Origin of the sequence: Rothia dentocariosa ATCC 17931 (assembly GCF_000164695.2) — a bacterium.
In the GTDB taxonomy this organism is placed as follows: domain Bacteria; phylum Actinomycetota; class Actinomycetes; order Actinomycetales; family Micrococcaceae; genus Rothia; species Rothia dentocariosa.
Genome location: NC_014643.1, coordinates 531,383 through 556,560 on the forward strand (window position 1 = coordinate 531,383; position 25,178 = coordinate 556,560).

Annotated in this window: 16 protein-coding genes; 7 read left to right on the forward strand and 9 right to left on the reverse strand. The window is 52.5% G+C overall.

Annotation, left to right across the window (positions count from 1 at the left end):
• Positions 1 to 74 precede the first annotated feature (74 nt).
• Complete coding sequence (locus HMPREF0733_RS02325; RefSeq protein ID WP_013397779.1) at positions 75 to 1,544, forward strand: cation:proton antiporter; 1,470 nt, start codon at positions 75 to 77, stop codon at positions 1,542 to 1,544.
• A 31-nt stretch (positions 1,545 to 1,575) separates the two neighbouring features.
• On the opposite strand, the gene HMPREF0733_RS02330 is transcribed toward HMPREF0733_RS02325, so the two are convergent.
• Positions 1,576 to 3,420: a DUF6493 family protein gene (locus HMPREF0733_RS02330; protein WP_013397780.1), complete on the reverse strand. Its 1,845-nt coding sequence runs from the start codon at positions 3,418 to 3,420 to the stop codon at positions 1,576 to 1,578.
• Between the two features lie 905 nt (positions 3,421 to 4,325).
• On the opposite strand from HMPREF0733_RS02330, the gene HMPREF0733_RS02335 reads away from it, so the two are divergent.
• Together HMPREF0733_RS02335 and HMPREF0733_RS10700 are read left to right on the forward strand one after the other, a co-directional pair.
• Entirely contained in the window at positions 4,326 to 5,882 is a 1,557-nt protein-coding gene (locus tag HMPREF0733_RS02335; RefSeq protein WP_004005513.1) for a molybdopterin-dependent oxidoreductase, read from the forward strand.
• 372 nt (positions 5,883 to 6,254) lie between these two features.
• The gene (locus HMPREF0733_RS10700; RefSeq protein WP_013397781.1) at positions 6,255 to 6,974 is read left to right on the forward strand and encodes a DUF6318 family protein; all 720 of its coding nucleotides are present in this window, start codon (positions 6,255 to 6,257) and stop codon (positions 6,972 to 6,974) included.
• Between the two features lie 6 nt (positions 6,975 to 6,980).
• Here HMPREF0733_RS10700 and HMPREF0733_RS11330 read toward each other — a convergent pair whose 3' ends face one another.
• Positions 6,981 to 7,700: a DUF6318 family protein gene (locus HMPREF0733_RS11330; RefSeq protein ID WP_244864792.1), complete on the reverse strand. Its 720-nt coding sequence runs from the start codon at positions 7,698 to 7,700 to the stop codon at positions 6,981 to 6,983.
• A 95-nt stretch (positions 7,701 to 7,795) separates the two neighbouring features.
• On the opposite strand from HMPREF0733_RS11330, the gene HMPREF0733_RS10705 reads away from it, so the two are divergent.
• Positions 7,796 to 8,518, forward strand: a complete 723-nt coding sequence (locus tag HMPREF0733_RS10705) for a DUF6318 family protein (RefSeq protein WP_013397783.1) — start codon at positions 7,796 to 7,798, stop codon at positions 8,516 to 8,518.
• A gap of 7 nt (positions 8,519 to 8,525) precedes the next feature.
• Here the strand turns inward: HMPREF0733_RS10705 and HMPREF0733_RS11335 are convergent, their stop codons facing one another.
• Positions 8,526 to 9,233 carry a DUF6318 family protein gene (locus HMPREF0733_RS11335; RefSeq protein ID WP_244864793.1) on the reverse strand — a complete coding sequence of 236 codons (708 nt, stop codon included), beginning with the start codon at positions 9,231 to 9,233 and terminating at the stop codon, positions 8,526 to 8,528.
• Between the two features lie 96 nt (positions 9,234 to 9,329).
• Between HMPREF0733_RS11335 and HMPREF0733_RS10710 the strand changes: the two genes are divergently transcribed.
• Positions 9,330 to 10,043: a DUF6318 family protein gene (locus tag HMPREF0733_RS10710; RefSeq protein WP_013397785.1), complete on the forward strand. Its 714-nt coding sequence runs from the start codon at positions 9,330 to 9,332 to the stop codon at positions 10,041 to 10,043.
• A 6-nt stretch (positions 10,044 to 10,049) separates the two neighbouring features.
• On the opposite strand, the gene HMPREF0733_RS11340 is transcribed toward HMPREF0733_RS10710, so the two are convergent.
• From HMPREF0733_RS11340 to HMPREF0733_RS02385, 5 genes are all read right to left on the reverse strand, one after another.
• Positions 10,050 to 10,769 (reverse strand): DUF6318 family protein, encoded by a 720-nt coding sequence (locus HMPREF0733_RS11340; RefSeq protein WP_244864795.1) that lies wholly within the window; start codon positions 10,767 to 10,769, stop codon positions 10,050 to 10,052.
• Entirely contained in the window at positions 10,759 to 17,007 is a 6,249-nt protein-coding gene (locus tag HMPREF0733_RS02370) for a DUF6531 domain-containing protein (protein WP_049775419.1), read from the reverse strand. Before HMPREF0733_RS02370 ends, HMPREF0733_RS11340 begins: the two co-directional genes overlap by 11 nt.
• Positions 17,008 to 17,516: 509 nt before the next feature.
• Positions 17,517 to 18,164: a LutC/YkgG family protein gene (locus tag HMPREF0733_RS02375; RefSeq protein ID WP_013397788.1), complete on the reverse strand. Its 648-nt coding sequence runs from the start codon at positions 18,162 to 18,164 to the stop codon at positions 17,517 to 17,519.
• A complete protein-coding gene (locus HMPREF0733_RS02380) occupies positions 18,164 to 19,789 on the reverse strand; it encodes a LutB/LldF family L-lactate oxidation iron-sulfur protein (protein ID WP_013397789.1) in 1,626 nt (541 codons plus the stop codon). Before HMPREF0733_RS02380 ends, HMPREF0733_RS02375 begins: the two co-directional genes overlap by 1 nt.
• 11 nt (positions 19,790 to 19,800) lie before the next feature.
• On the reverse strand, positions 19,801 to 20,592 hold the full coding sequence (locus tag HMPREF0733_RS02385; protein WP_004005516.1) for a (Fe-S)-binding protein: 792 nt from the start codon (positions 20,590 to 20,592) through the stop codon (positions 19,801 to 19,803).
• Positions 20,593 to 21,381: 789 nt separating this feature from the next.
• On the opposite strand from HMPREF0733_RS02385, the gene HMPREF0733_RS02390 reads away from it, so the two are divergent.
• Together HMPREF0733_RS02390 and HMPREF0733_RS02395 are read left to right on the forward strand one after the other, a co-directional pair.
• Complete coding sequence (locus HMPREF0733_RS02390; protein ID WP_013397790.1) at positions 21,382 to 23,055, forward strand: L-lactate permease; 1,674 nt, start codon at positions 21,382 to 21,384, stop codon at positions 23,053 to 23,055.
• A gap of 196 nt (positions 23,056 to 23,251) precedes the next feature.
• On the forward strand, positions 23,252 to 24,076 hold the full coding sequence (locus HMPREF0733_RS02395; RefSeq protein WP_004005518.1) for a FadR/GntR family transcriptional regulator: 825 nt from the start codon (positions 23,252 to 23,254) through the stop codon (positions 24,074 to 24,076).
• 91 nt (positions 24,077 to 24,167) lie between these two features.
• Here HMPREF0733_RS02395 and HMPREF0733_RS02400 read toward each other — a convergent pair whose 3' ends face one another.
• Complete coding sequence (locus HMPREF0733_RS02400) at positions 24,168 to 25,094, reverse strand: phosphoribosylaminoimidazolesuccinocarboxamide synthase (protein ID WP_013397791.1); 927 nt, start codon at positions 25,092 to 25,094, stop codon at positions 24,168 to 24,170.
• Between the last annotated feature and the right edge of the window lie 84 nt (positions 25,095 to 25,178).

A 25,178-nucleotide genomic window follows, 5' to 3' on the forward strand; every position in this document is an offset into this window, starting at 1 on the left:
TACTTACGCCCGACCTCCTTGAAGCCGCCTCCTATGTGAATAACCCGAAGTATCTAAGGTATGCTTTCTTCACTATGAACGTTCTGGATGTTTCTCAGCTTGCCCAGCCCCTCGCCGCCGCGCACACGCATATTCTTGCTGCGGGTCCGCACGAGGCGTCCGGGGTTGAGGGTACCGCGCAGTATGTCTCGATTTTTTGGGTGACCTTAGCGGCGCTGCTTTCGCCCATCATGTCGCGGCTAACGGGCAAGCGCATCCCTGATGTGGTGTTCCTGCTGATCTGCGGTGTGCTCATTGGCCCGAACGCGCTGGGGCTGGCATCCGGCAGCGACGGCGGCATTCCGCTGCTGAAAGAGCTGGGTTTAGGCATGCTCTTTCTGATTGCCGGGTTTGAGATTAACGTCGATTCGCTGCGTAACCGCCAGGGTAAAAGCGCGATCGCAACCTGGTTCGTTTGCTTTGCACTGGGCGTGCTGGGGGCGGCGCTCATCACCGGTTTCGCCAAGGGTTTTAACACCTATATTGCGGTGGGTATTGCGCTGAGTTCCACGGCTCTGGGCACGCTGCTGCCCATGCTCAAATCCCATGGTGCAGCGGGTACTCGGGTGGGTAATGCGGTGCTGGTGCATGGTGCCGTTGGCGAGCTTTTCCCGATTTTTGCGATGTCGCTGCTGCTCTCCTCGTACTCGCCGGGTTTGGCGATTCTGATTCTGCTGGGGTTCATGGCGATTGCTGTGGTGACGGCGATTATTCCGCATCGTCTTCTGCAGAAAGTGCCCGGCCTGCGCCAGATTATGGCGGTAGAAACTAACACAACCAGTCAGCTCGTGCTGCGTCTTGCTATGTTTCTGCTGGCTACCCTCATCATGTTTACGGCGCTTTTCGGGCTGGATGCGGTGCTCGGCGCCTTCGCTGCAGGTATTATTATGCGTTCGCTCACCCCGGTGGGCGCACTTCACATGATCACGGCACGGTTAGAGACGGTCGGGTTTACGTTCATGATTCCGCTGTTTTTCGTGGTCAGCGGTATGGGGATTAACCCCTCTGTGGTGGCGTCTTCGCCTCTGCTGCTGGCGATGGTGGTTATCGGTATTCTGCTGGTGCGCGGGGTGCCGGTGTTTATTGCGGAGCGGTTCACGAACACGGGTTCGGGACTGCAGTCAATGAGCGAGAAGGTTGAGTTGGCGCTGTATTCAGCGGCGGGTCTGCCTATTATTGTGGCGGTCACGAGTATCGCCACGAGCTCGGGACTGCTGGAGAGCTCTACCGCATCGCTTCTGGTGGCAGGTGGTGCCCTCACGGTTCTGCTGTTCCCGCTGTGGGCTGCAGCCATTAAGCGGGCTTTTAGGTCACAGACGGCTGAGAATGAGTCCGGCGTTTCTAAACGTGCCCAGATTGATGCGTTGAAGGCGCACCGCAACGCGACGGTGAAGCTCACGACCGGTATGATTCCGGCTGTGAAACCGACGAAAGAAACGCACAGTCCTCTGCGGGGCAATGACTCTTCGGGGTCCTCCAAAACCCAGAAACCGCCGGAGAACTAGCTGTTTTCTTTCCCAGGCTGAGGAAGTGTATTTAGGTGAGGGTTTTGAGGATAGCCCGTGCGTGTTTTGCCGCCTGCGAGGACCCTTTAAAACCGCCTAACCACGCGGTCATCTCGGGGCTTAGCTGCGGGGAATCATTCACGCTACGCTTCGCGCCGTGAGCACGCACGTATTCCTGTGCATATACGCCCAGAAGCTTCCCCATCCCGTGCTGGGTGCGCTCACAATGCGGCAGCAGACCCCCTAAGAAACGCAGGGTGATGCGCGGGTCTATGGCCGCCATATCTTCAAAGGTATGCGCCCACCGGGTGAACATCAGCGCCGGGGCAGCCTGCGAGAACCCTGTAGTGGCGTCTTCGTAGGAGAGCCGACCACCAAGGTTCTCCGCCAACAGCTCGGCGGCTCCCGCACGGTCTATATGATGCTTTGAAGTGGCCAGCACAGCGAGCGCCTGCGAAGTGATGAAGTTCCACTGCCCCGGATGATTCCTGAGAGTCTGGACCATATCATGCATATAGTGGTGCCCGTCTTCTTCGTCGAGAAAGACCCATCGTTCCAACAGCCCTACCGCCACGGGCACTGTGGAGGAAGGGCAGAGGCGCGCCAGTTCTTCGCAACTCGTTGTTGCATAGTGCAGGGTGAGTAGATGTTTTTCGTCTGGCATGTGGTGTGGTTCTGCGGCAGGCAGGTGCACGGTGGGGCTCCACCACACGTTTTCGGGTTTGCCGTTGGGGCGTTTCGCCTCGCTTTCACGATAATCCCAACTCACTCGAATGCTCTCAAGAATATTGGGGACTTTCCCCGTACTTTTCCCGGAACGCACGTAATCAGGAGGCGGGGCATCGTGGTCCGTATCCCCGGCGGTTTGCTCGGTCTGCGCTGGGGCTTTCAAGGCTGTATGCTGCGCGGTTCCCTCTTCTGTACGTTTCAGGAGTTCGGCATCCTCTAATTCCTGCCGTGCAACAGGGCTGAGGTTCTGCACATGCTGATGCAGCGTTTCAGTCGCTTTGGCTTGATGCAGCAATTTTGCGGCTGCCACCTGCACCTGTGGATGCGCGTGGTTCAGCCCCACAACAGATGTTTCGGCAACCGGCGTATCACCGACTGTACCGCGCAAAGAAGCCAAGAGTTTGAGGATCGCCAGCGCATTCGCCTTGCTCGTCAGCAGCGCGGGGGCGCATCCGCGAACGAACCAGTCGGCGTCAAGAAGACCCGCCCGATGCACCGCCGAAAGCTGTTTGACCGCTAGGGTGACGGTCGTGCCCACCGGCGACCCCAGCAGGTTTACGAGCGTATCCTGCCGTTGAGCGGATTCTGCGGCGGTGGGTTTGAGCGCGGCATACATGCGGGAGAACCACCCGGCGCGGTAGGTCGCGAAGTCCCGCGCTAACGATGCCAGGCACGCATCCAGCAGATATTCCCGGGGAATCAGCCCCTCGGCGGAAGCATCAAGCAGTTCTCTCTGCCAGGTGTTTCTGAACGTATTTTTATCTACCGTCGCGAACGATCTTTCGGGGGTTCCCTCGACGGTGAACAGGTGCCACAGCAGCTCGTCACGAAATTGCCGGTCGTGGCGCAGCAGACTCTGCCGAAGCGAAACGTTCAAGTTCATAAGCGCCAGAAAATAGCCGTCGTCATGGTTCAGCTGCAGCCCATCGTAGAGCTCGGCTAACCGAAAGAACCCCTGATCGCACCAGTGAGGTGCGGGACTGGCCAGTCGTTCGATTTCCTCGCGGAACCCGCCCGCGCGCAGGCTGCCATAATTCTCGGCTTTGTACAGGGCATATACCTGTTCAGGGCCTTTGTCCGCGAGAAGCTGGGGTAAGTCCTGGATGAATTTTTTATAGGAGGTGCGAAGATCCATATCATTACTCATTTGCTGATCCTGTAGACTTGGCGCAAGACTCTGCTCGTTCGGCGTTTATGGTTCATTGTAGAGATTTTCCCGCGTCGATGCGGCACATTCCCATCCCACACCCGCATTTGAACAGAGCCAGGCGATTTTCCCGCGCAGATGCGGCACATTCGGAAAATTACAAGGTTCAGACGGTTTACCGACTTGAGGTCTTTGCACCGCGGACTCTCGAACGGACTTTGCAGCCCTCTCGCTCGTATCCTCTTGGGGTGCCCTTTCCCCGAGTAGATATTATTTCGGCGAGCAGATAACAATCCGCTATCTGCTCGCCGAAATAATATCTGCTCACGCTCTAGGTGCGGGCGGGGAGATGCGCCCGACCGAGCCTCACCTGCTGCGTTCGCGTGCATCGCGCTTACCGGTTTTAGGGCACCAACGAGTTGAGGTGTCTGAAACCATAAAATAAGAACATGTAATTTTGGTTTAATCGCTCTAAACCCACAAAAAGGGTATCCTAAGTTTTTATACATATAACCTCTTAAATTCCATAATTTACCCGTCACGTAATCGTTACCCGGCAGCATTACTTAAGGTCATTAACACCCTCAAAAGTCCGTAATATTCGGTATTTTTACGACAAATTTTCGGCGTGTTACGACTCTTATCTTTTGCGAGTGACACTGTGTCAGCTAAGATGAAATAGATACGGCAGGGCTCCTCATAAATCCCACAGAATCCAATATCTCATGTGGGGTTGCAGGTTAGTCGAGACATGACTCTTCCGGGTAGTCCCGCGTTGACAGACGAGCTCTACAGGGACGGAGAACGATATGGACTCAACCTCTGAATAGCTCATTAGAGCATCTCAACTTTACGGCCTCACACACTAATTCCATACGCACACACAGTCATTCTAAGGAAGACAAATGCACCAAACACTCATGATGAGTGCCGGTGGTGTAGCACTAGACTTTCCTGCCTGGCTGCGCATCACCCACTTCATTAACTTTCTGATGATTGGACTTCTCATCCGATCCGGTTGGGAAGTTATTGCCTCACATCCGCGTTTTTACTGGAACAACCACTGCACCCCCGGGTCTGAGTGGCTCAAGTTCACGAAGGATAAGGTTTCAACCGTTCCTGGCGAATACACCGCCCGCGACGATCAACGAAGCCTCTCCCCTCTGATTTCGCTCCCCGGTAAGGCTCAGATTGGCTTGGGACGTGCTTGGCACGCTCTCACTACCGTCATCTGGATTGCTAATGGTCTGGTTTATGTGAGCCTACTCTTTATTACGGGTCAGTGGCGCCGTATTGTTCCTACCTCCTGGGATATTTTCCCCGAGGCATGGCAGTCCATCCAGATTTACGCGGGTTTCCAAATCCCCTCTATTGAGCATTTCCAACCCTACGATGCGCTTCAGAAGCTCATGTACTTCACCGTGGTTTTCATCGTGGCACCACTGATGATTGCCACCGGTCCTATCATGAGCCCCGCATTCTGCGGTCGCTTCCCACGCTACGTGCGGTTGTTCCGTAACCGCCAGACCGCCCGCTCAATTCACTTCTTGGGCATGGCGTTCTACTGCGTCTTCACCATCATGCACGTGGCGCTGGTACTCATCGTTCACCCGCAGTACAACATTGCGCACATGATGCTCAATAAGAACTACAACGAGATTGATGCGGCACAGTTCGCCCAGGCAGTGACCATGCTGATCGTTGGTGTCGTCGTAGTTCTCGCGGTCTGGATCGGTGCTTCCTACTGGTCGCATCGAGACCTGCGCTTCGCTCAGACCTTCGTTTGGGGTCTGACCCAGCCGGTTCGCAACCTGTTCCTGGATCGCATCTCCTCACGCCAGGTCAAGAAGCAGACCTTCACGGACGCCGACATTTCGCCGTTCCACTGGGTTAACACACGCCCGCCTACAGAGCGTGAAAGCACCGAATGGAACCGACTGCGCGAACAGGACTTCGTAGATTATCGCCTGGAGCTGGGCGGTTTGGTGAAAGAACCGAAGTCGCTAAGCATCGACGATTTGAAGTCCTTGGGCAAGGAAGTCAATATTACGATGCACACCTGCATGCAGGGGTGGACGGGCATCGCCAAATGGGAAGGCGTTCGCCTGCGTGATGTACTCGCCCTTGTCGAAAAGGACGATAACGCACGGTACGTTATGGTGACTTCCTTCGGACACGTGGGTCACACCTACGATGGTCGCCCCACCGAACCCTACTACGAATGCTTGGATATCTCCATGGCAATGGAGGACGAAACCATTCTGGCTTGGGGTATGAACGATAAGCCCCTACCGGATGTTTACGGTGGTCCCCTACGCTTGCGTGCAGATTCCATGCACGGCTACAAGATGGTCAAGTGGGTTCAGAAAATTGAATGGATCAGCGATTACCGCGATGTTGGCGACGGTCAAGGCGGTAGCCGCGAAGATTCCGGTCTGCAGCACTTCGACGCTCGCGCGTAAAGTTCTGTAGCTTGTTCCTAGAAGCCCCTGCTGGGCACCGGGTTACTCTCCCGGATGCGCGGCGGGGGCTTCGCTGTGCTCGTGCTGTGGGCGGATGCTCTTACTCCCCTAGCTTCGTGATGCGCGTGCTAGTGTGTGTGGCGACCTTGCCTCTGCACGCCTGCCGTATCCACCTCCGTGCTGTTCTCATGCTGCCCGGGTGGTGCGGGGGCATTGCATACGGGGTATGCAATGCAGCAGGCTTCTTCGACTACCTCTGCTTCCCTTGCCTCCCTTACCCTGCTCGCATATAGCTACCTACCACGTAAACCTAATACTCCCCCATGCGGTAGAGTAAATACACCAGCCATAATGCGTAGAAAGCGAGACCCGATGAGTTCTGTACACCTGCCCACGCGCAGAACCATTCTCACCCTCGGACTCACCGCCACAACCATTACACTCAGCGGATGCGCACCATCAACACGCAGCCAAGAAAAACCAAGCCCCTCATACCCCTCGCCAACACAATCATTTGTCCGCGAGCCCGAATATGGGTACGGCTACGATGGAATTATTCGGCTTGATAATTATGAAAAATCTGGAAAATACACCCCAGCGACTCACGACCATAAAGCACTAAACGTTCCCAAACCCCTAAAACCCGAGTACATTAATGAGTACAGCCATGATGGTATCTGTGCTTTCCTAGCATATTGGATAGAATCAACCAACTACGCCTATCTCACCGGAGACCTTAAACCTCTAAGCCAGATAACAGATCCGTATAAAATTATCCATCCTGAAATCCTCAAAATGTATGAGGATAACACAGGATGGGTTATTGGGCCACAACATATTTATACTCTTGAACTGGTTACACCAGCTTCAGGAAACGATTTCAAAGATTCCACAATCTATGAATGGCAAAGTGTGCTACGAGTTTCACCAGAAGCTACGGTCTACGTAACCGCCAATAAATCAGAGAAATTATTTACAGATTTTATTGGTGCCCGCGAAAAAGCTGATATAAGTAGCGATGTACGTTATACAGACGGAGAATGGCATCTTGTGAATGATGATGGTTCTAACTCTTATAAGAAACCACTCTAAAACCTCTCACGAAATCTGATAAACAACATCATAAGCAGTCTCAGACCTCCACTTACCCTCCACATACGCAATCTGCAACTGCACCTCACCCGGCTGTAACCCTAGAACATCAGCCAAAGGACGAGTCTCCTTCGTGTCCGCATAAAACACCGAAGCACTGGCGTCTATACTCAACCGAGCACGCCACATATAGTTCTTAGATCCCTCAGGAGTTTCAACAGGTTTGGGATCCAGCAACTCTAACTTTATCGGCGACTCCATAGGCGATAAATGCTGACTGATCACCCATCCAGTCTCGTCCTCATACAGCTTCACAATATCAGGACGAGCCGTCTTCAACTCAGGATCAATAATCTTCAAAGGCTCTGTCTCTCCCGTAAGCAACAAATAATTCAGGGCAGACACCCAAAAACCTAAAGCACTCCAGACATTAGAAACGATATATTCGTTACTTGACTGATACGGGCGAGGAATTGGAACACCCCACGCACGATGCTCCCGAGTCCCAGGAATAAACTTACCAACCGCCTGAAACTCCCAATACTTTGTAACGCCTGATTGGTCTTCCTCATCCCAAAATGGCTCCTCCGTAGACGAAGGAGAAGATGAAAAAACCTCAGTTCTAGAAGGAGCTGACCTAGAAACAGCGCATGAACTCAACACCGAGCCAGCAACAACACCCAAACCACCAGTAAATATTAATCGGCGAGATAATCTGCCCATCATACTCCCCTTCATCGCAGCAAAATCAGCCAGGCAACAACCCAAACCCTATACAATAGAGTAATACACTGACCAAATGCCCAGAGAGCCAAACACCCATGAATTCCACACACCTGCCCACGCGCAGAACCATTCTCGCCCTCGGACTCAGTATTTCTGGGACGTTCACGTTAAGTTCGTGTGCCCGGCCAGAAGGTAGGACTTCTCAGTACGAGTATAGTGAGGTATATCCGACCCCTTCACAGACCTTTGAACAAAACCGTGGAGCAGACTACAGCGGCACCATACAGCTAGGAACATATGAAAAGCACGGGAAATACGTTCCTGGAACCCAAGAACACAAGGCGCAAAACGTTCCTAAACCTCTCCAACCCCATTACATCAATGAATACAGCAGCGACGGAATGTATGCTTTCCTCGCCTATTGGGTTGAGTCCGTCAACTATGCATATCTTACTGGTGATATTAAACCACTAAGCCAAGTCACCGATGCAACCGCGACTATTCCTTCAGCGGTTCTTGATCTATATCAGAAAAATACAGGATGGGTTATAGGACCACAACATATTTTTACCATCGAACTTTCAACACCAGGATCGCATGACGTTACCCTAAAATCACCCGACCGTATATGGCAAAGTGTTATCAATATTTCCTCAGAGGCTCAAGTATACGACTCCACCAATAATTCCACGCAGTCTTTCCTGAAAGTTATTGACAGGGTAGAGAAGGAGGAAGTTAACGCCAGACTCAGGTATCTTGATGGTCACTGGAACCTCGTTAAAGAAGACGGGTCAATCAACCAGAGAAAACCACTTTAATATTTTTTTAGGACACGGTATAAATGCTGTGATATGCAGTATCTGACCGCCACTTACCCTCCACATACGCAATCTGCAACTGCACCTCACCCGATTGTAACCTTAGAACATCAGCTAAAGGACGACTCTCCTTCGTGTCCGCATAAAACACCAGGGCATCAGCATCTACATTTAAACGAGCAGACCACGTAAACACCTTCGAATCCTCCAACGTTTCTGCAGGATGCGGTTCCAACAACTCACCTTTTAACGGTGACTTATCCTGACTCATCACCCACCCAGTCTCATCCTCATACAGCTTCACAATATCAGGACGAGCCGTCTTCAACTCAGGATCAATAACCTTCAAAGGCTCTACCTCCCCCGTAAGCAACAGATAATTCAGAGCAGAAACCCAGAGACCAACTGCACTGTAAATATTTGATACATAATAGTCCTGAAAAGTTTGATGAGGGCGCGGTATAGGTGTACTGACGGCAGGATGCTCTACAGTTCCTGCTTCGAACTTTCCCACAGTTTGATAATCACCAAACTTCACTACTCCAGAGTAGTCTTTACTATTCCAAAATGGCTCCTCCGTAGACGAAGGAGAAGACGAAAAACCCTCAGTTCTAGAAGGAGCTGGCCTAGAAACAGCACATGCACTCAACACCGAGCCAGCAACAACACCCCAACCACCAGTAAACATTAATCGGCGAGATAATCTGCCCATCATACTCCCCTTCATCGCAGCAAAATCGGTCAGGCAACAACCCAAACCCTATACAATAGAGTAATACACTGACCAAAATGCCCAGAGAGCCAAACACCCATGAACCCCACACACCTGCCCACACGCCGTACTTTCCTTACTCTTGGGCTCGGCATAGGAACGCTCGCACTTGGCGCATGCGCGCCCACTACACGAAGCGCTCCTAAAGCAAGAGCCACATACCCTAAGCCGACGCAATCTTTCGATATTGGCAGTAAATATGACTACGATGGACCCGTTCGTCTTGATACCTACGAAAAACACGGTAAATTCATTCCAGCAACCACCGAACATCCGGCGCAAAACGTCCCTAAACCCCTCATGCCCGACTACATCAACGAATACAGCAACAATGGATTTTACGCTTCTATAGCTTATTGGGTAGAAGCAGTTAACTACGCGTACCTGACTGGAGATCTTAAACCTCTTAGCCAAATCACTGATGCTCGACTCACTCTTAATTCTGAAATTATCAAACTCTATGAAGAAAAAACCGGATGGGTTATAGGACCACAGCATCCCTGCAGCGTCGAATTTGAAACAGCGGGATCAAATAATAATCTAAATGATCCCTCGATCCGAGAATGGCAAAGTATTATACGAATATCTCCAGAAACCAAAGTTTATAACTCTACCACTGGAACAACTACACCATTTCTAGAATTTTCAGATCAAAAAGCTGAGAAGAAATCCGCAATCGGCTTACGTTATTCAAATAATGAATGGTATTTCGTCAATGACGACGGTTCTAATATCGAGAAGAAAAAACTCTAAAACCTCTCACGAGACCTGATAAACAACATCATAAGCAGTCTCAGACCTCCACTTACCCTCCACATACGCAACCTGGAGCTGAATCTCACCCGATTGTAACCTTAGAACATCAGCTAAAGGACGACTCTCCTTCGTGTCCGCATAAAACACCAGGGCATCAGCATCTACATTTAAACGAGCAGACCACGTAAACACCTTCGAATCCTCCAACGTTTCTGCAGGATGCGGTTCCAACAACTCACCTTTTAACGGTGACTTATCCTGACTCATCACCCACCCAGTCTCATCCTCATACAGCTTCACAATATCAGGACGAGCCGTCTTCAACTCAGGATCAATAATCTTCAAAGGCTCTGTCTCCCCCGTAAGCAACAAATAATTCAGAGCAGACACCCAAAAACCTAAAGCACTCCAGACATTAGAAACGATATATTCGTTACTTGACTGATAAGGGCGAGGATTTGGAACACCCCACGCACGATGCTCCCGAGTCCCAGGAATAAACTTACCAACCGCCTGAAACTCCCAATACTCTAACTTCCCTTGATAGTTCCTATTATCCCAAAAGGATCCTAAAACTCCCGATGAACTTGGAGAGGATGAAGTTAAATATGTTTCTCTTGGCGTAGATACCGAAGCGCAAGAAGTAACAAGCAAACCCAGAGAGGCTCCAAATCCATACAGACACAAGAACCGACGAGAGAGATTATTTTTATTATTTTCCATAATACCCCTTATAACTTTGGCTATTTTCTTCAGCCCATCTCAAAGCCGGATTCTCTACTGCTGTATTCGTCCCAGTATATAGCTTTGTTTCAGGTTCTAGAACACCACTTTCAACAGATATTTGAGGCTCGTTTTGATGATTCTTTATATACTCACGCGTAGCTCGATCATAAACACTCATATCGTGATAGTGCATAGGTGAAAGTGCCTCGTATGGAGATGACTCAACCGTAATTTTTGCACCCTCCGGTTTCCCATATGAAAATAACGGGTATGGAGTAGCTGAAGGTATCGGATCATAACGGTTTTCCACCTGCGTCAAGTTAAATTGATGAGGCAAATTTTTATTCTGCCCCTGTAAATTATCAATTGGAGCTCCATAGGTAACGACATTACTTACATTATACTTATTATTAAATTCTTCATTATTTGCCAAGTTATATGCAACAGCACCACCTTGAGAATGTCCAACAAGAACAACCTGATCATCGGGAGATATTTTTTCCTTATTTAAAGACTCAGCAACTAGCCTTGGGTACGGAGACATATCATCAATCTTATCACTTGACTCTCCACCGGATATTCCAAGATTAGACCCAATACTTCCCAACTCTCCTGTTTTATGATTAAAATCCGTACCAGAAATATACACATATACAATCTTCTTTCCAGTACTCTTATTCTTGTATATATCTAATTGAACGCCAGAATATCCACGATTATCCCTTTTTTCCATCTCTTTTACATATTCTGCTGAATCAACCTGTTTCATACGCTCAGCAATTTCATCTAATCGCCGTGGCGGCTCCTGAGGAGAAGGGGAAATATCAGGCATTTCAGGTTTATCAATTTGCTCTTCAATATTTAAATATTCAATTTTTGGAGTCCTTTTGGAATCCTCAAGTTTAGGACTTGCATTTGCTACTTTTAATCCAAAATAGTGAGAATTCACGAGAGATACAATTAAGGGTTGATTCTTACTTGCCAAAAACGATAAAGTAAATCCTTGGACGTACCCACTTATATACATATACGCATTTGAAACGTATACATATGCCGTAAAGAACGCAGTACCGATCCGATACGCCCAATCAACTGGCATAAGGATAATTTTACCTAAAGTAAGTATAACCTTCTCTAGATTTTGCCCGATCCACGATAAACCATCAATGGAAATTTTTGTTATAGCAAGCATGCCAAGTGTTGTACACAATTTTATATCAGATACAATCCCGTCCCATTTTAAAGCAGCTTCTAAAAGGGTTTGTTTCCACCAAGCCTGAAAATAATTCCAACCGTTATGAATCTCCCTCAGCTTCTTCAGTTCTTCAACCGAGATAGGTGAGAGTCCCCATGGGTCGATGAGCCCTACGGGGTTGTTGCCGACCAGAGAATATTCGTTCCCTACCCAGCCAGCGCCGGGAATTGCCGGAAGTGGGTCACGCGAGAGGAACGAAGCCGTCGACCCATCCACCATCCGGTGTCCCAGAACGTTTACCCCTGCAATCCTGATACCACCAGCACGCGGCACAGAAATCAGAGACAGCGCATCCGGCATCATAGATGTCTGAGCTGGTGAAGGCGCGCTACTCTGAGGGCTGTAGGCGCTAAACGGATCGAGTGAACCCGTTCCCGGTGCCAGCATGGGAATCGAGAACTCACGGTCTTGAGACAACGAAAAATCTAAAGCACTATCGGCAATACCTTCGGGAAGCTCAGCAGCGGACGCAGACCCCACACCCATAAGCGTGGGCACACCCAAAAGATCATCCCACACCACCGGAACCGATACGCCATCTGCGCCTGTCACCCGGTAAATCTCGCCTTCATAGGAAGCTGCCGCAGAAACAGTACCCTCAGCAGCCGCAGCATTCACACGCGACACAGCTGCCAGATACCCGGCAGGATTGAAATCTACGTCTATCTGAGAGCCGTCAGAGGTACGCTCACCCGTGCGGTGACCGTTAGCATCGTAGGTAAACACACGAACCTGAGACAGTGAAAGCTCGATAGGTTCTGTTAGCGTATTGTCTAATGGCAAAGCGCCCAAGGTGAAAGCCTGAGGATGCTCTAGACCGTGCTGCTTTAGGAACTCATCAGCATGCGCGATCTCATCAGAAGAAACATCGAGAGTATACGTACAAACGTTGTGAAGCTGAGCCGCAGCGTCATAGGTGAAAAGGCGCACACGGGCAGCGACAACCTGTAGAAGCCCAGGATTTTCTGCATTTTCTGGTTCGACGAGCGCGTATACTTCACGTTCCAGCGTGCCTGCACTCCCCCAGTTCCAGGTCATGTATTCGTTTCCACGGCGGGCACTCACCAGCTGCCCAGAACCATCATAGGAGTACATGACTAACCCAGCAGGAGAATCGACACCAATAATGCGTCCTTCACTATCCCGCATAATCTGAGCATGTCTGTAAACATCGCCTGAAGATGCAGACTCTTCGGAATACTCCGTGATCAGACCGTCCGTGTAGTTCCAGCGGCGAACAATATCTCCCACCCGAGCACGTACTAGGTTGTTAACGGCATCGTAGGCAAAGGACGCGGTTTCTCCCTGAAGGTAGTCACCCGTCGATACCAGGTTTCCGGCATTATCGTAGGTGTAACTCTGCATGCCATAGGGACTAATCAAACCCGTGCGGTAGCCATCGGCATCATAGATATACACTAGCTCGTATGTTCCTTCCGAGAGGAAGGTCTGAGAAATATCAGCAACCGAGGTTTCGGAGGACAGCACCGATTCACCGACTCCGTGACGAACGCTGACCACGCGATCCAGGCGGTCACGGTGAGTACGGGTCACCCAAGGTTTTTGACCCGAGTTTTTACCGCCAACTGCGGTCCAGTCCCGCACGGTGATGCTTCGGCCGCGTAGGTTTCGGGCAATCTGCGCCATCAGCTCACCGTCAACACGGTATGCCGTCACCTCGCCGTTTGCATCGTGCTCCCACGCATGAACCCTGCGGTCAGGGTTAGTCTTTGAAACTAGGCGCGAAGCACCGTCGTAGGAGTACTCTGTCACGGCACCTACGGGATCAACTCGGCGTACCATATCGCCCAGAACATCATATTCGTAGCTGGTAATGGCGCCTGCCGGGTCCATCATCGATACTACATTCCCGGCTTCGTCATAGGTGTAATGGGTACGTCCGCCTACGCCGTTAATCATGGTGATAACCTGACCTGCGGCGTCATAAACGAAGGAGCGGGTACCGTACTTACCATCACGAATACTTGTTACGCGCCCGGCGGCATCATAGGTATAGTGCGTCGGAAGCTGCGAACCACCCACCACACTGATAATACGGCTGGCACGGTCGTACGTCATGCGTTCTACAGTTCCATCCGCAAATTTACGTGCTACCGGGCGCGAATCGGCATCATACTCCAGCTCGGTGGTATTCCCGTTTCCATCGGTCACAGACGCGAGCCGCCCCGCTCGATCGTAGGCGTAGGTTTTGACTCGCCCTGCGGGAGATACTTCACGCACAAGCTGATGCGCGCGGTTATATTCGTACCGCGTCAGGCCGCCTTCGGCATCAAGGATTTCAACCGGGTTACCCACGGCATCATAGACGATGCGCTCTTCACCAGATGCCGCACGCTCTTGAACGGTTTCCGTGGGCGAGGGGATTTCCTCGCGTGCTACCGGGCGTCCCAGCTGATCCAGCTTCACCCGTATTGCTGTACCTGAACCGTCACGCTGCGTCACTGTGCGGTGGGTACGATTGGCGATATTTTTCACCTGCACACCGGTCGGGTCGATCGTGCTGGTAAGCGTACTTGCCGCGTCGTAAGCACGTTTCCAGGAACCGCCAGCAGGGTCGACGGTTTCCACCAGACGTGCCAACCCGTCATAGATATAGGTAAAGGTTCTACCGCCGGGCAAGGTTTCCGAACTCATATTTCCATAGAGGTCGAAAGTACGTGTGGTAATGCGCTCAAGCGCATCGCGAAGCTGAACCACATCGCCGCTGGCGCCATATGTGTACTCTTGACGCGCGCCCAGGGGGTCAACGGTAGCAGTCAGGCGAGCACCTTCAGCATACTCAAATTTCCAGAGAGCACCCGTGGGGTCTTCATAGCAGATCAGGTTACCTGCGTTATCGTAGGTTAGAGTCGTGCGATAACCGAGTGGTGTTGTTACTGCCGCTAGCTGGCCTGAAGGAGTGTATTCCAGACGTGTGGTCTCGCCCAGATCATTACTCATAGTAACCGGCTGCCCAAACTTGTCGTAGGTGAAGTTCACCCCTACGCCCTCAGGATTTTCGGTTCGGATCAGCATTCCCTGATTCCAGGTGAATGTGGCGGTGTTGCCTTGGGCATCAGTCACGGCAGACGGATAGCGATCCTCAGGACTGGCATAGGTGAAGGTCTGGGTTGCAAGGACCTGCGGTGTACTATCTTCCGTTCCCTCCCCGTTCAGGTGGGCGATGTACGTTTCGTAGCGTTTCCGCTGGTCCACCTCAAAAGTAGAGATGATTTGAGAGGTCACCCGGTCAAATTCATCGTAAGTAGTGAGCGTTTCTGCGCCTTCGGCGGTGATCTCGCGAATCTGCCGACCACGCTCATCGTAGTACCTGTGTATGCGGCTCCCATCGCGTTCCGTTACGAGACGGCGGTTACCGAAGGTGTCGTAGGAGAAGGTAGTACGGCCGCCTCCAGCATCGTGCAGGGCAACCAGGCGACCGTATTCATCGCTAACCCACACGTTTGCATCGGTGCCGTCAGTATTGGCAATATCGGTGATGCCGTGGTTCAGATAGGAGTACCGCACGGTACGCCCGTAGTGGGTGAGCTGCTGAATTATACGGGCTCGTTCATCATAGGAGTTAGTAACCTCGACGGTACCATCTGCTGCGATAACACGGTAAATCAGATTATTCTCATCATGCTCGTATGTACGGGTACCTCGCGCAGTATTTACACCCGTGAGATGTCCAGCAGTTCGTTCTGCAAGACCTCCGTACATATATTCAGCATGCTCACCAGTAGAAGTGGTTACGTAAGAAACGCGCCCATCACGGTATTGAATCTTAATATGTCGTCCAAGTTCGTGTATAAGCTGAACTATTTGACCTTCGCTGTTACGCAAAGCAGCAATTGTAGTTCCTGGGCCAGTAGTTGCGCCAAGCCAGGTACCGCTCGGAGAGAAATAGGTTCGGGTTCCCTGATTATCTTGGGCACAGTAGAGCACACCGACATGTTGCTCTGTGGTATTCAGAATGAATTCAAGCGTGGAGTCAATGTCATGATGTTCTTCAAGACTTATACGCTCAAGCCATTGCGCTTCTCGCTGAGCTCGGGCAAACCCTTCACCCTGCCGTGCATAGAAGATATGCCGCCCATCAGGAAAAATACGGGTTGCGCCTTCGTCCTCAAAAAATAGTTTTACGTCCAGATTCGATGACCAACCAGGACCAAAAACGCCGGCATCCATAGAGTCATCGAGCAAGGCGACGCTGTTGTACATGCGGGTTAGAGCACAGGATGATGCAAGACCGGAATACTCAAGGTCAATCTCCGGCTCGATAAAGTTACCCGTCGCCACATTAACAGGGTCGTTTGCGAAACCACTTGAAGGCGTTTTACCCGTCACCATAGGTGCTGGAATCGTTAGGTCGGCGCGGTTGCTACGTATACCTTTAAGATCTAAGCTGTTTTGCAACGCCGCGTCCGAGAGGGTAATAAACTCGCCAGCAGCTCCAGCCTTTTCAAATTCGTTCGCAATAGTATCTGCCCACCGATGATCTTGGCGGTTCTCTTCATTCCATGTCTCAAATGCTTTTATAAAGTCTTCGCAGTCAACGCTCCCCCACTGGCTTCCAGCAGAAAATTCCGCAGCTTTCTCACGTATTTTATTAGGAAAATAACTAAGCCCAGAGACAAGGCTCTCAGTTTGCATAGCGCTTATCATCAGTCTGGAAGGTCGGAGCGAAGATACCGACATACCCTGTTCTGTATTCTCTCCTATACGAGGAAACTCACGTGAAGGCTGTCTTACAACCTCAATATGAACATTGGGAGGAATAATTTCATCTACTGGCGGCGCAAATCCCCAAAACTCATCCCAGCTTTTATGAAGCCCCCACCAGTCATCCTCATACTCGCGTGCCTTCTGGCGGTTTCTCCGTTCATCATAAGCAGATCTATTGATTTGGTTAATAGACCGTTCTAGCTGCTCCAGGTAGCTGATAATAGCGTTTCCGCCCTCAACAGCTATCTCCATATTCCGCCGGTAAACTTCAGCGAAATACCCTCTGAAATCTTTAAGTGCTTCATCAGCAGTTCTACGCAGATGAGGTAGCAGAAATTTAAGCTCTCGCGAGGCTCTCTGACATATATCTGCGAATGAGGAAGCTGCAGAATGATCAAATATAAGGGGATTATGGTTCGCGTATCCGATTTCGGTTCTCTGTGGTTGTTCATCGCTCATGGCATGCATCCTCAATTTTATTAAGTCACGGAAGCTCAACGGTGTTCATGTAATTGACACCTATAAGAATACCTTGAAGAACGTGAATTTCTTCAATACTCCTTGAGAAATTTTTACACTGCATATTGCTGGACTCCTCATGTCATACCCTAGACTCTTAGTACAGAATGCTACTCACAGAGAGTACGCTGCACACAATGAAAGGGGATGGGAACCATATTAGGTTCCCATCCCCTTCTATTCATTGCGTCAGCGGTTCTAGGCTCAACCGCATAGTCCGTTTACCGCATTTGCCGAACCGGCTATTTGCCTTCGAGAATCACCACATCCAGGATGCGCGGTCCGTGCACACCCTCCACGCGAATCAGCTCAATATCGCTGGTCGCAGACGGCCCGGAGATCATGGTCACCGGGCGCTCATAGGTGATGCGTTCAATCGCCTCCGGCACCAACTCCACAACCGTGGATTCCGGCACCACGCACACGTGATGGTCGGGTACCAGGGAAATCGCGCGGCGACCTTCCTGCGGGGTGGAGTTCAAGAAAATGGTGCCGGTCTCAGCGCACGATACGGTCGAGGAGGTGACCACCGCATCCACGGCGTCAAGCTCGTGCACCGAAAGCGCGCCGGGTTCGAGAGTGCTCCCCGAATCGGTGACGTGCACGCGGGTTGCGGTATCCTCAGGCAGCCATTCGGGGTTCAGCCCGGTGGGAACCACATAGCGCGAGTTCTCTCCCAGACGCTCGGCAATAACCTCGGCGATATTCGACTCGGTCGCGTTAAAGACGTTCGCCTTATAGTCGATCAGACGATCCACCAGCATCTCAATAGTCTGCTCGCGGTTCAGCTCGCTCACGCGGCGGTAATTACGCACGGGGGTTGGTGCCTCGGGGGCATCCGACAGGGACTCACGAATACGTGTGAGAATATCTTCCTTCGCAGAGGACATTATGCGTTCTCCTTACCTTCACGAGCCGCCTGAGCTTCGGCCGCAGCCTGTGCGTTCGCTGCGGCTTCTGCAACCTTACCCTTATTCGCTTCGATGAGAGCGGCAATATCCACGCGCTCGGCGCTGTCGCGAGCGGGTGCGCCAGACTTTTCCTTCTTCCACCAGTTGCGGAACGACTCTTTAGGAGGCTCAGGAATATCGCGGTAGTCCGTCCAACCGCCGACAATTCCGGGCACCTTCGTAATCTTATGTTTCTTGCCGCTAATCAGACGGGACATCGGCAGACCACGTTCGGCGACCGCCATCATCTTGCCCGAGGAGAACAGCTTCTTAGCGCCGTACATCATGGCGTCCATCTGGGTGGGTGCGTGCTTCTTCGCGTGCTTCGCTTCAACATCCTTACCGCGCAGATGCACCAGCACCTCGGGGAAGTTGATCTTCACGGGGCACACTTCGTAGCAGGCACCGCATAGCGAAGATGCGTACGGCAGCGAGTTATTGTGCGCCGCCTCAATGCCGGAAAGCTGTGGCGAAAGAATTGCACCAATCGGGCCGGGGTAAGTGGAACCGTAGGCGTGACCACCGGCGCGCTCGTATACGGGGCACACGTTCATGCAGGCGGAGCAACGGATGCAGCGCAGCGCCTGGCGGCCCAGTTCATCGGCCAGCACGGCGGTACGGCCATTATCGATGAGGATCACGTGCAGGTTCTGCGGGCCGTCACCGGGGGTTACGCCCGTCCACATGGAGGTGTAAGGGTTCATGCGCTCACCGGTGGAAGAACGCGGCAAAAGCTGCAGGAATGCCTCGTAATCCTGGAAGGTGGGCAGCAGCTTCTCAATACCCATGAACGAGATGAGGGTATCGGGCAGAGTCAGGCACATACGACCGTTGCCTTCGGATTCCACAATGGTCATGGTGCCGGTCTCAGCAATACCGAAGTTCACACCCGAAACGGCGACCTTAGTCGAGAGGAACTTCTCGCGCAGACGGTTACGCGAAGCCTCCGCAAGCTCAGCGGGTTCATCGGTAATATCCGGGTTAATGCCTTCAATCTTCTTAAGGAAGATATCGCGGATTTCGCGGCGGTTACGGTGAATTGCCGGAACCAGAATGTGCGAGGGGCGGTCTTCACCCAGCTGCACAATTTCTTCCGCAAGGTCGGTCTCAATGGCGTTAATGCCGTTCTCTTCCAAGAACTCGTTCAGACCGGTTTCGGCAGTTGCCATGGACTTGATCTTGATAATCTCGTCCACACCCTGTTCGCGAATCAGATCGAGAGCGATCTGGTTTGCCTCGCGAGCATCGCGCGCCCAGTGTACGTGGCCACCGCGCGCGGTAAAGTTGCGCTCGAACTGTTCCAGCATTTGGGGCAGGTTGAAGAGCACATAGTTCTTCACCATTTCGCCGGTGTTGCGCAGCTCCTGCCAGTCGGGCAGCTCGCTGGTGACGCGGGCACGTTTATTGCGAATAGCATGGGTCACGAAACGCAGGTTATTACGCAGCTGGTCATTCTTCAGCTCACGCTTGGCGTATTCGGGGAACGGTTCGTTCTCAAAGATATTGCCTTCGCCGTAGTGCACGACCTTCGGCATACCCAGGGGGATTGCGGTGGAAGTCATCATCAACCTACTTTCTATGCGAAGGCGAGTTCTACATTGCCGTCAATCTTCAGCGGATTCTCCTTGGTGGAGGCGAGGATTTCGGCAAAATGGACGGTCTTAACAGAGGATCCGCGGCGTGAGAGTGCACCGCCGATATTCATCAGGCAGGAGCAGTCACCGCCGGTGCATACGGATGCGCCAGTCTTCTCAACGTTGGTTGCTTTATCTTCAACCATCGCACCGGAAACATCGGCGTTCTTGAACGAGAAGGTTCCGCCGAAGCCGCAGCACTGGTCGAGGCCCTCAATTTCGGTGTACTTAATGCCTTCAACGGTGCGCACAAGATCTGACTGACGGGAGCCAAGATGCAGCAGGCGCATACCGTGGCATGAGCTGTGGTAGGTCACGTGCTCGGGGAAGTAAGAACCAAGCTGCTCGGCGGCGTTGGTGATACCCAGAACGTCAATGAGAAGCTGGGAAAGTTCAAAGGTACGTGCGGCAATCTGCTCTGCCCGCACGGCAAGATCTTCGTCGCCCTGATGACGAGCGATCATGGGCTGCTGGTGCCCCAGGGATGCCACGCAGGAACCTGAGGGTGCCACGGCAACATCCCAGTCCCACGCCTCAAAAGACTCGACGTGGTTTTTTACGACGGGGTAAGCATCATCAAAGTACCCGGAATTGACGTGCATTTGGGAACAGCAGGTCTGCCCGGGAGGGTAAACAACCTCATGCCCCAAGCGTTCTAGAATCTCGACGGTCGCGCGTGCTACGCGGGGATACATGCCATCAACAATGCACGTGGAGAAAAGCGCAATACGCATGTTATCCGTCCTTTCTGGTTTCGAGTCTCTACAGAACCGCTGATGTGGGATGCGGTATGCGCTCCGGGACGCAAATTCCTGTGCCGAATTTACGTAACGCGGGTTTTCAACGCGCCAGGATCATGACTGACCATGTTCTCTCAGGAACCCGCCGGTGTATACGGGGACCGGTCATATCGGTGTAGAAACGTATTCGTAGACTTTCTTCGTTGATCTTCATTTAACACCAGGTTCGGAGCATTCCTTTAATTGAAATAACGAACATTTTTCTCACCAAATTGAGTTTTAAGGACTCCCTTAGTTTCAGGTAGTAAAGCATACTTTAGGTCATAGCAACCCCAATGTTTCGAGATACCTTAAACAGACATTCCGGCGGGTGTATATGCAGCATCCGCGAGCTGATGCGGAACTGCCCGATTTCTCTGCATAATTTCCCGCAAATATGCATATCTTACCTATGCACTCCCTTGCAATATCGGGTGGCACAACCCAGGAACATCTCGAAAAAATGCAGTGCGCAAAATCTCTATGCGCAGAGCTGAAATTTAATGCCAGAAGTTGGAACAACCCGTTTTTGATGCCCCGAACGCAAATATCACCCCTCTCCCCCGCCATCGTGCGGAAAACACACCTGCACTCTATAAGTTGTATCTCAAAGCACCCTTCGGGTAGGCTTCACATGAAGCTAATGGTCAGACCACATCCCAGAAGGGTGCCATAGTCGCCACGAATCCGTGGAATTTTGATTGGTCTGACCACATCACATTGAACCGAACCAAAGGAGTTCCAGTGAATACATTCTTCGCTGAACCCAACGCAGTCGGGGGAAGCCTTGGGCTAAGCGCGCTCGTGGCAACCATACCGCTGCTGACCTTCTTCATCATGCTACTCGTCGTCAAGGCACGCGCGCACTGGTCGGCGCTGGTGGCACTTGCCGCATCTATCCTGGTGGCAAGCCTCGGCTTTACGATGCCCTTCGATTTGGCAGGGCTCAGCGCGGTGCGCGGCGCTATCTACGGTTTGGTCATCTGCTGGGTGATCCTCGGTGCCATCTGGTTCTACCAGGTCACCGTGCTTGCCGGACGCTTTGAAGACCTACGCCGTACCTTCGACCGTCTGGGTGGCGGCGATTTGCGCATCCAGGCGATTCTGATTGCCTTCTGCTTCGGTGGTCTGCTTGAAGCCCTCGCAGGGTTCGGTGCTCCCGTGGCAATTACCGCAACCATGATTCTTGCCCTTGGTGTGAAACCGCTCAAAGCAGCTATTACCGTGCTTCTTGCTAACACCGCGCCTGTGGCCTTCGGCGCCGTCGCCGTCCCGATTGTGACTGCAGGCGATGTTGGCGGCAAAGACCCGCACGTTATTGCAACCATCGTTGGTCACCAGGCACCGTTCCTGGCAATGTTCGTGCCCGTCATTCTGCTCTTCATCCTCGACGGTATGAAGGGTGTTAAAGATGCATGGCTCCCCGCCTTCGTCATCGGCATTTCCTTCGGTATTGCACAGTGGATAACCGCAGCAACCCCCGCATACAACCTCACCGACGTGGTGGCATGTATCGTCTCGATGGGTGCAGCAGTGCTCTTCCTGCGCTTCTGGAAACCGCGCGGCGTAGAAGGCGTGCGTGAGCGTTACGGCCTGCCTTCACAGGTCGAAGAGAAAGAAGCACTGCCCGCCGTGCGCGTGTGGATGGCTCTTCTTCCCTACCTGATCGTGGTTGTTATCTTCGGTCTCGTGAACCTCAGTGCAGAGTTGAAGGCATGGCTGAAAACCGTGGCTATCAAAATCGATATTCCCGCGCTTAGCTCCCGCTTGGTCACCAAAGACGGCACAAAAGTTAAGGATGCTGTTTACTCCTTCACCTGGCTCTCGAACCCCGGCACCCTGCTGATTATTTCGGGTCTGATCGTGGGTGTTATCTACTTCCTCTTCAACGAAAAGGGTCGTTACGGGTTCAAGTTCCCCGCTCTGTTCACCGAATTCGGTTCGGTCGTCTACCGTATGCGCTGGTCAATTCTGACCATTGCATCGGTGCTGGCACTGGCATACGTCATGAACTTCTCGGGTCAGACCGTTGCCATGGGTACCTTCCTGGCAGGACTCGGCCCCGTATACGCTATCCTGGCACCCGCACTGGGCTGGATCGGTACCGCAGTGACCGGTTCGGACACCAGCGCCAACGCACTGTTCTCGAAGCTGCAGGTCTCCGCCGCCGAGAACCTGCACCAAGCCGGTATTTCTGGGGCAACCCCCGAGTTGCTGCTGGCTGCTAATACCACCGGTGGCGTGGTCGGTAAGATGATCTCCCCGCAGTCCTTGGCTATCGCGGCAACCTCCGTGGATATGGAAGGTAAGGAATCCGACATTCTCAAGGCCGTGGTTCCCTGGTCGTTCGCCATGCTCGTGGTGGTTTGTATTCTGGTCTTCCTGCAGACCAACGTGCTCTCGTTCCTGATTCCCTAACCGGTACGCTGCACATACAAACGCATAAACCACGATGGGGCGGTGTACTTCACGGTACGCCGCCCCGCGCGTTTCTCTTACTATTCCTCACAGGCCCAGGCACTCTCCCACCCCACCTGAGCCGCCTCAAACGCACACACGGCGGGTTATTTTATTCTCACCCGCATCTTGAGACTTATTAGGATGGGAACACCTCATGACTCACCTGACAGACTCGACATCCCGCATACAGGAACGCAGCTACAGCATCATTCTTGAAACCTTCGAGCGGCGGCTGCGCCTGGGCGAACTGCGTGTCGGTGATAAGCTGCCTTCCGAGCGTGCACTGGCCGAAAAGCACGGAATTTCTCGGCCCTCGGTACGCGAGGCCCTGCGTATTCTCAACGCGCTGGGGCTGATTCGCTCCAGTAGCGGATCGGGGCCGAAATCGGGCGCTATCGTCATCTCGGAGCCCTCCGACACCCTCAGCTGGGCACTGCGCATGCATATTGCAACCCGCAACCTGCCGGTCAAAGATGTGGTTTCTACACGTTTGCTTCTGGAGGGACCGGCTGCACGTGCCGCCGCAAATGCCCCCGACTCCCCCGAACGCGATTTGGCGTTGGAGAACGCCCGCGAGCATCTGCGTGAGATGGATCTGCCGCAGGTCTCGAACGAGCGTTTCCATTTCTGCGATACCCGCTTTCACTACGAACTTTCAAAGCTGGGCGGAAACATTGTGCTCGATACCGTGATCGATTCACTGCACATGGCGACTATCAGCTACGTGCAGGAGGCGGTGCCGCTGCTGCGCGATTGGGATTCCGTCAAGCAGACGCTTCAAGACCAGCACCGGGGCATTTACGAGGCGATCTCCACCCGCGACGAAGACGCCGCCTATGAGAGGGTGTGCGAGCACATCAAATGGTTCTATTCGCTCTCGGACCGCGCCCGCGACCAACAGCGAGAACGGCAGGCTCAGGTGATGGATGCGGATGCGCTGCCGCATCAGGTGGTGCTGCATGAGGAGCATCTGGCGTAGAAAATTTCCGCGAGCAGATAATATTTTGACGAGCAGATAACGGGTTGCTATCTGCTCGTCAAAATATTATCTGCTCGCGCATTTAGTCTATCTAGAACTTCGTGCCGGTCAGCCTCTCGTAGGCTTCAACATAGCGGGCGCGGGTCTTCTCGACCACATCCTCGGGCAGATGAGGCACATTATCCGAACCGTCCCAGCCCGATTCCGGCGAGCGCAGCCAGTCGCGCACAAACTGTTTATCAAAGCTCGGTTGGGATTTTCCGGGTTCGTACTCACTCGCATCCCAGAATCGTGAGGAGTCGGGGGTGAGCAATTCGTCGCCGAGGGTGATTTCGCCGCGGTAGGAATCGGTTCCGAATTCGACTTTGGTATCAGCCAAGATAATGCCCTGCTCGCGGGCGATTTTTTCGGCGGTGCTGTAGAGTTCGAGTGAGAGTTCTTCCAACCGGTTACCGATTGCGTGCCCTACTTCGGCGTAGAGTTCTTCGCGGGTAACCGGTTCATCGTGCTGGCCTACTTCGGCTTTGCCGGTCGGCGTGAAAATTGGGGTTTCGAGGCGTGACCCATCCACAAGCCCCGCAGGGAGTTCGATGCCTGCTACGCTGCCGGTGTCGCGGTAACTTGTGAGCCCCGAACCCGTCAGATAGCCGCGCACAATGCACTCGACCGGGAACATATTGAGCGATTTGCATATCATGGCGCGCCCTGCGACTGATTCGGGCACATCGGTTGAAATCACATGGTTTGGGATATGCGAAAGTTGTTGAAACCACCACAGCGACATTTGGGTGAGGATTTTGCCTTTATCGGGGATTTCGGTGGGAAGAATTTTATCGAAGGCGCTAATGCGGTCAGAGGCGACGACCATGACGGAGCCTGCGCGGATTTCAGCATCATCACTGACTGTTAGCCCGGCAGCGTCATAGCGGCTTTCTTCGGGAACGTATAGGTCGCGTACTTTACCTGAGTAGACGTGCGTCCACCCCGGAATCATGGGTGGGTTGTTGCGGGAATTCATGGGGAGTTCTCCTGTGGGGCGAATGTGCGCGGCGTGTTTACCTATTCTTTACCTTACCGGACAATGCCCGCATCCCGCGATATG

Coding starts and splice junctions, on each gene's coding strand:
- HMPREF0733_RS02325 (WP_013397779.1), top strand. CDS start 75: ATGAACGTTCTGGATGTTTCTCAGCTTGCCCAGCCCCTCGCCGCCGCG.
- HMPREF0733_RS02330 (WP_013397780.1), bottom strand. CDS start 3,420: ATGAGTAATGATATGGATCTTCGCACCTCCTATAAAAAATTCATCCAG.
- HMPREF0733_RS02335 (WP_004005513.1), top strand. CDS start 4,326: ATGCACCAAACACTCATGATGAGTGCCGGTGGTGTAGCACTAGACTTT.
- HMPREF0733_RS10700 (WP_013397781.1), top strand. CDS start 6,255: ATGAGTTCTGTACACCTGCCCACGCGCAGAACCATTCTCACCCTCGGA.
- HMPREF0733_RS11330 (WP_244864792.1), bottom strand. CDS start 7,700: ATGATGGGCAGATTATCTCGCCGATTAATATTTACTGGTGGTTTGGGT.
- HMPREF0733_RS10705 (WP_013397783.1), top strand. CDS start 7,796: ATGAATTCCACACACCTGCCCACGCGCAGAACCATTCTCGCCCTCGGA.
- HMPREF0733_RS11335 (WP_244864793.1), bottom strand. CDS start 9,233: ATGATGGGCAGATTATCTCGCCGATTAATGTTTACTGGTGGTTGGGGT.
- HMPREF0733_RS10710 (WP_013397785.1), top strand. CDS start 9,330: ATGAACCCCACACACCTGCCCACACGCCGTACTTTCCTTACTCTTGGG.
- HMPREF0733_RS11340 (WP_244864795.1), bottom strand. CDS start 10,769: ATGGAAAATAATAAAAATAATCTCTCTCGTCGGTTCTTGTGTCTGTAT.
- HMPREF0733_RS02370 (WP_049775419.1), bottom strand. CDS start 17,007: ATGGAGATAGCTGTTGAGGGCGGAAACGCTATTATCAGCTACCTGGAG.
- HMPREF0733_RS02375 (WP_013397788.1), bottom strand. CDS start 18,164: ATGTCCTCTGCGAAGGAAGATATTCTCACACGTATTCGTGAGTCCCTG.
- HMPREF0733_RS02380 (WP_013397789.1), bottom strand. CDS start 19,789: ATGATGACTTCCACCGCAATCCCCCTGGGTATGCCGAAGGTCGTGCAC.
- HMPREF0733_RS02385 (WP_004005516.1), bottom strand. CDS start 20,592: ATGCGTATTGCGCTTTTCTCCACGTGCATTGTTGATGGCATGTATCCC.
- HMPREF0733_RS02395 (WP_004005518.1), top strand. CDS start 23,252: ATGACTCACCTGACAGACTCGACATCCCGCATACAGGAACGCAGCTAC.
- HMPREF0733_RS02400 (WP_013397791.1), bottom strand. CDS start 25,094: ATGAATTCCCGCAACAACCCACCCATGATTCCGGGGTGGACGCACGTC.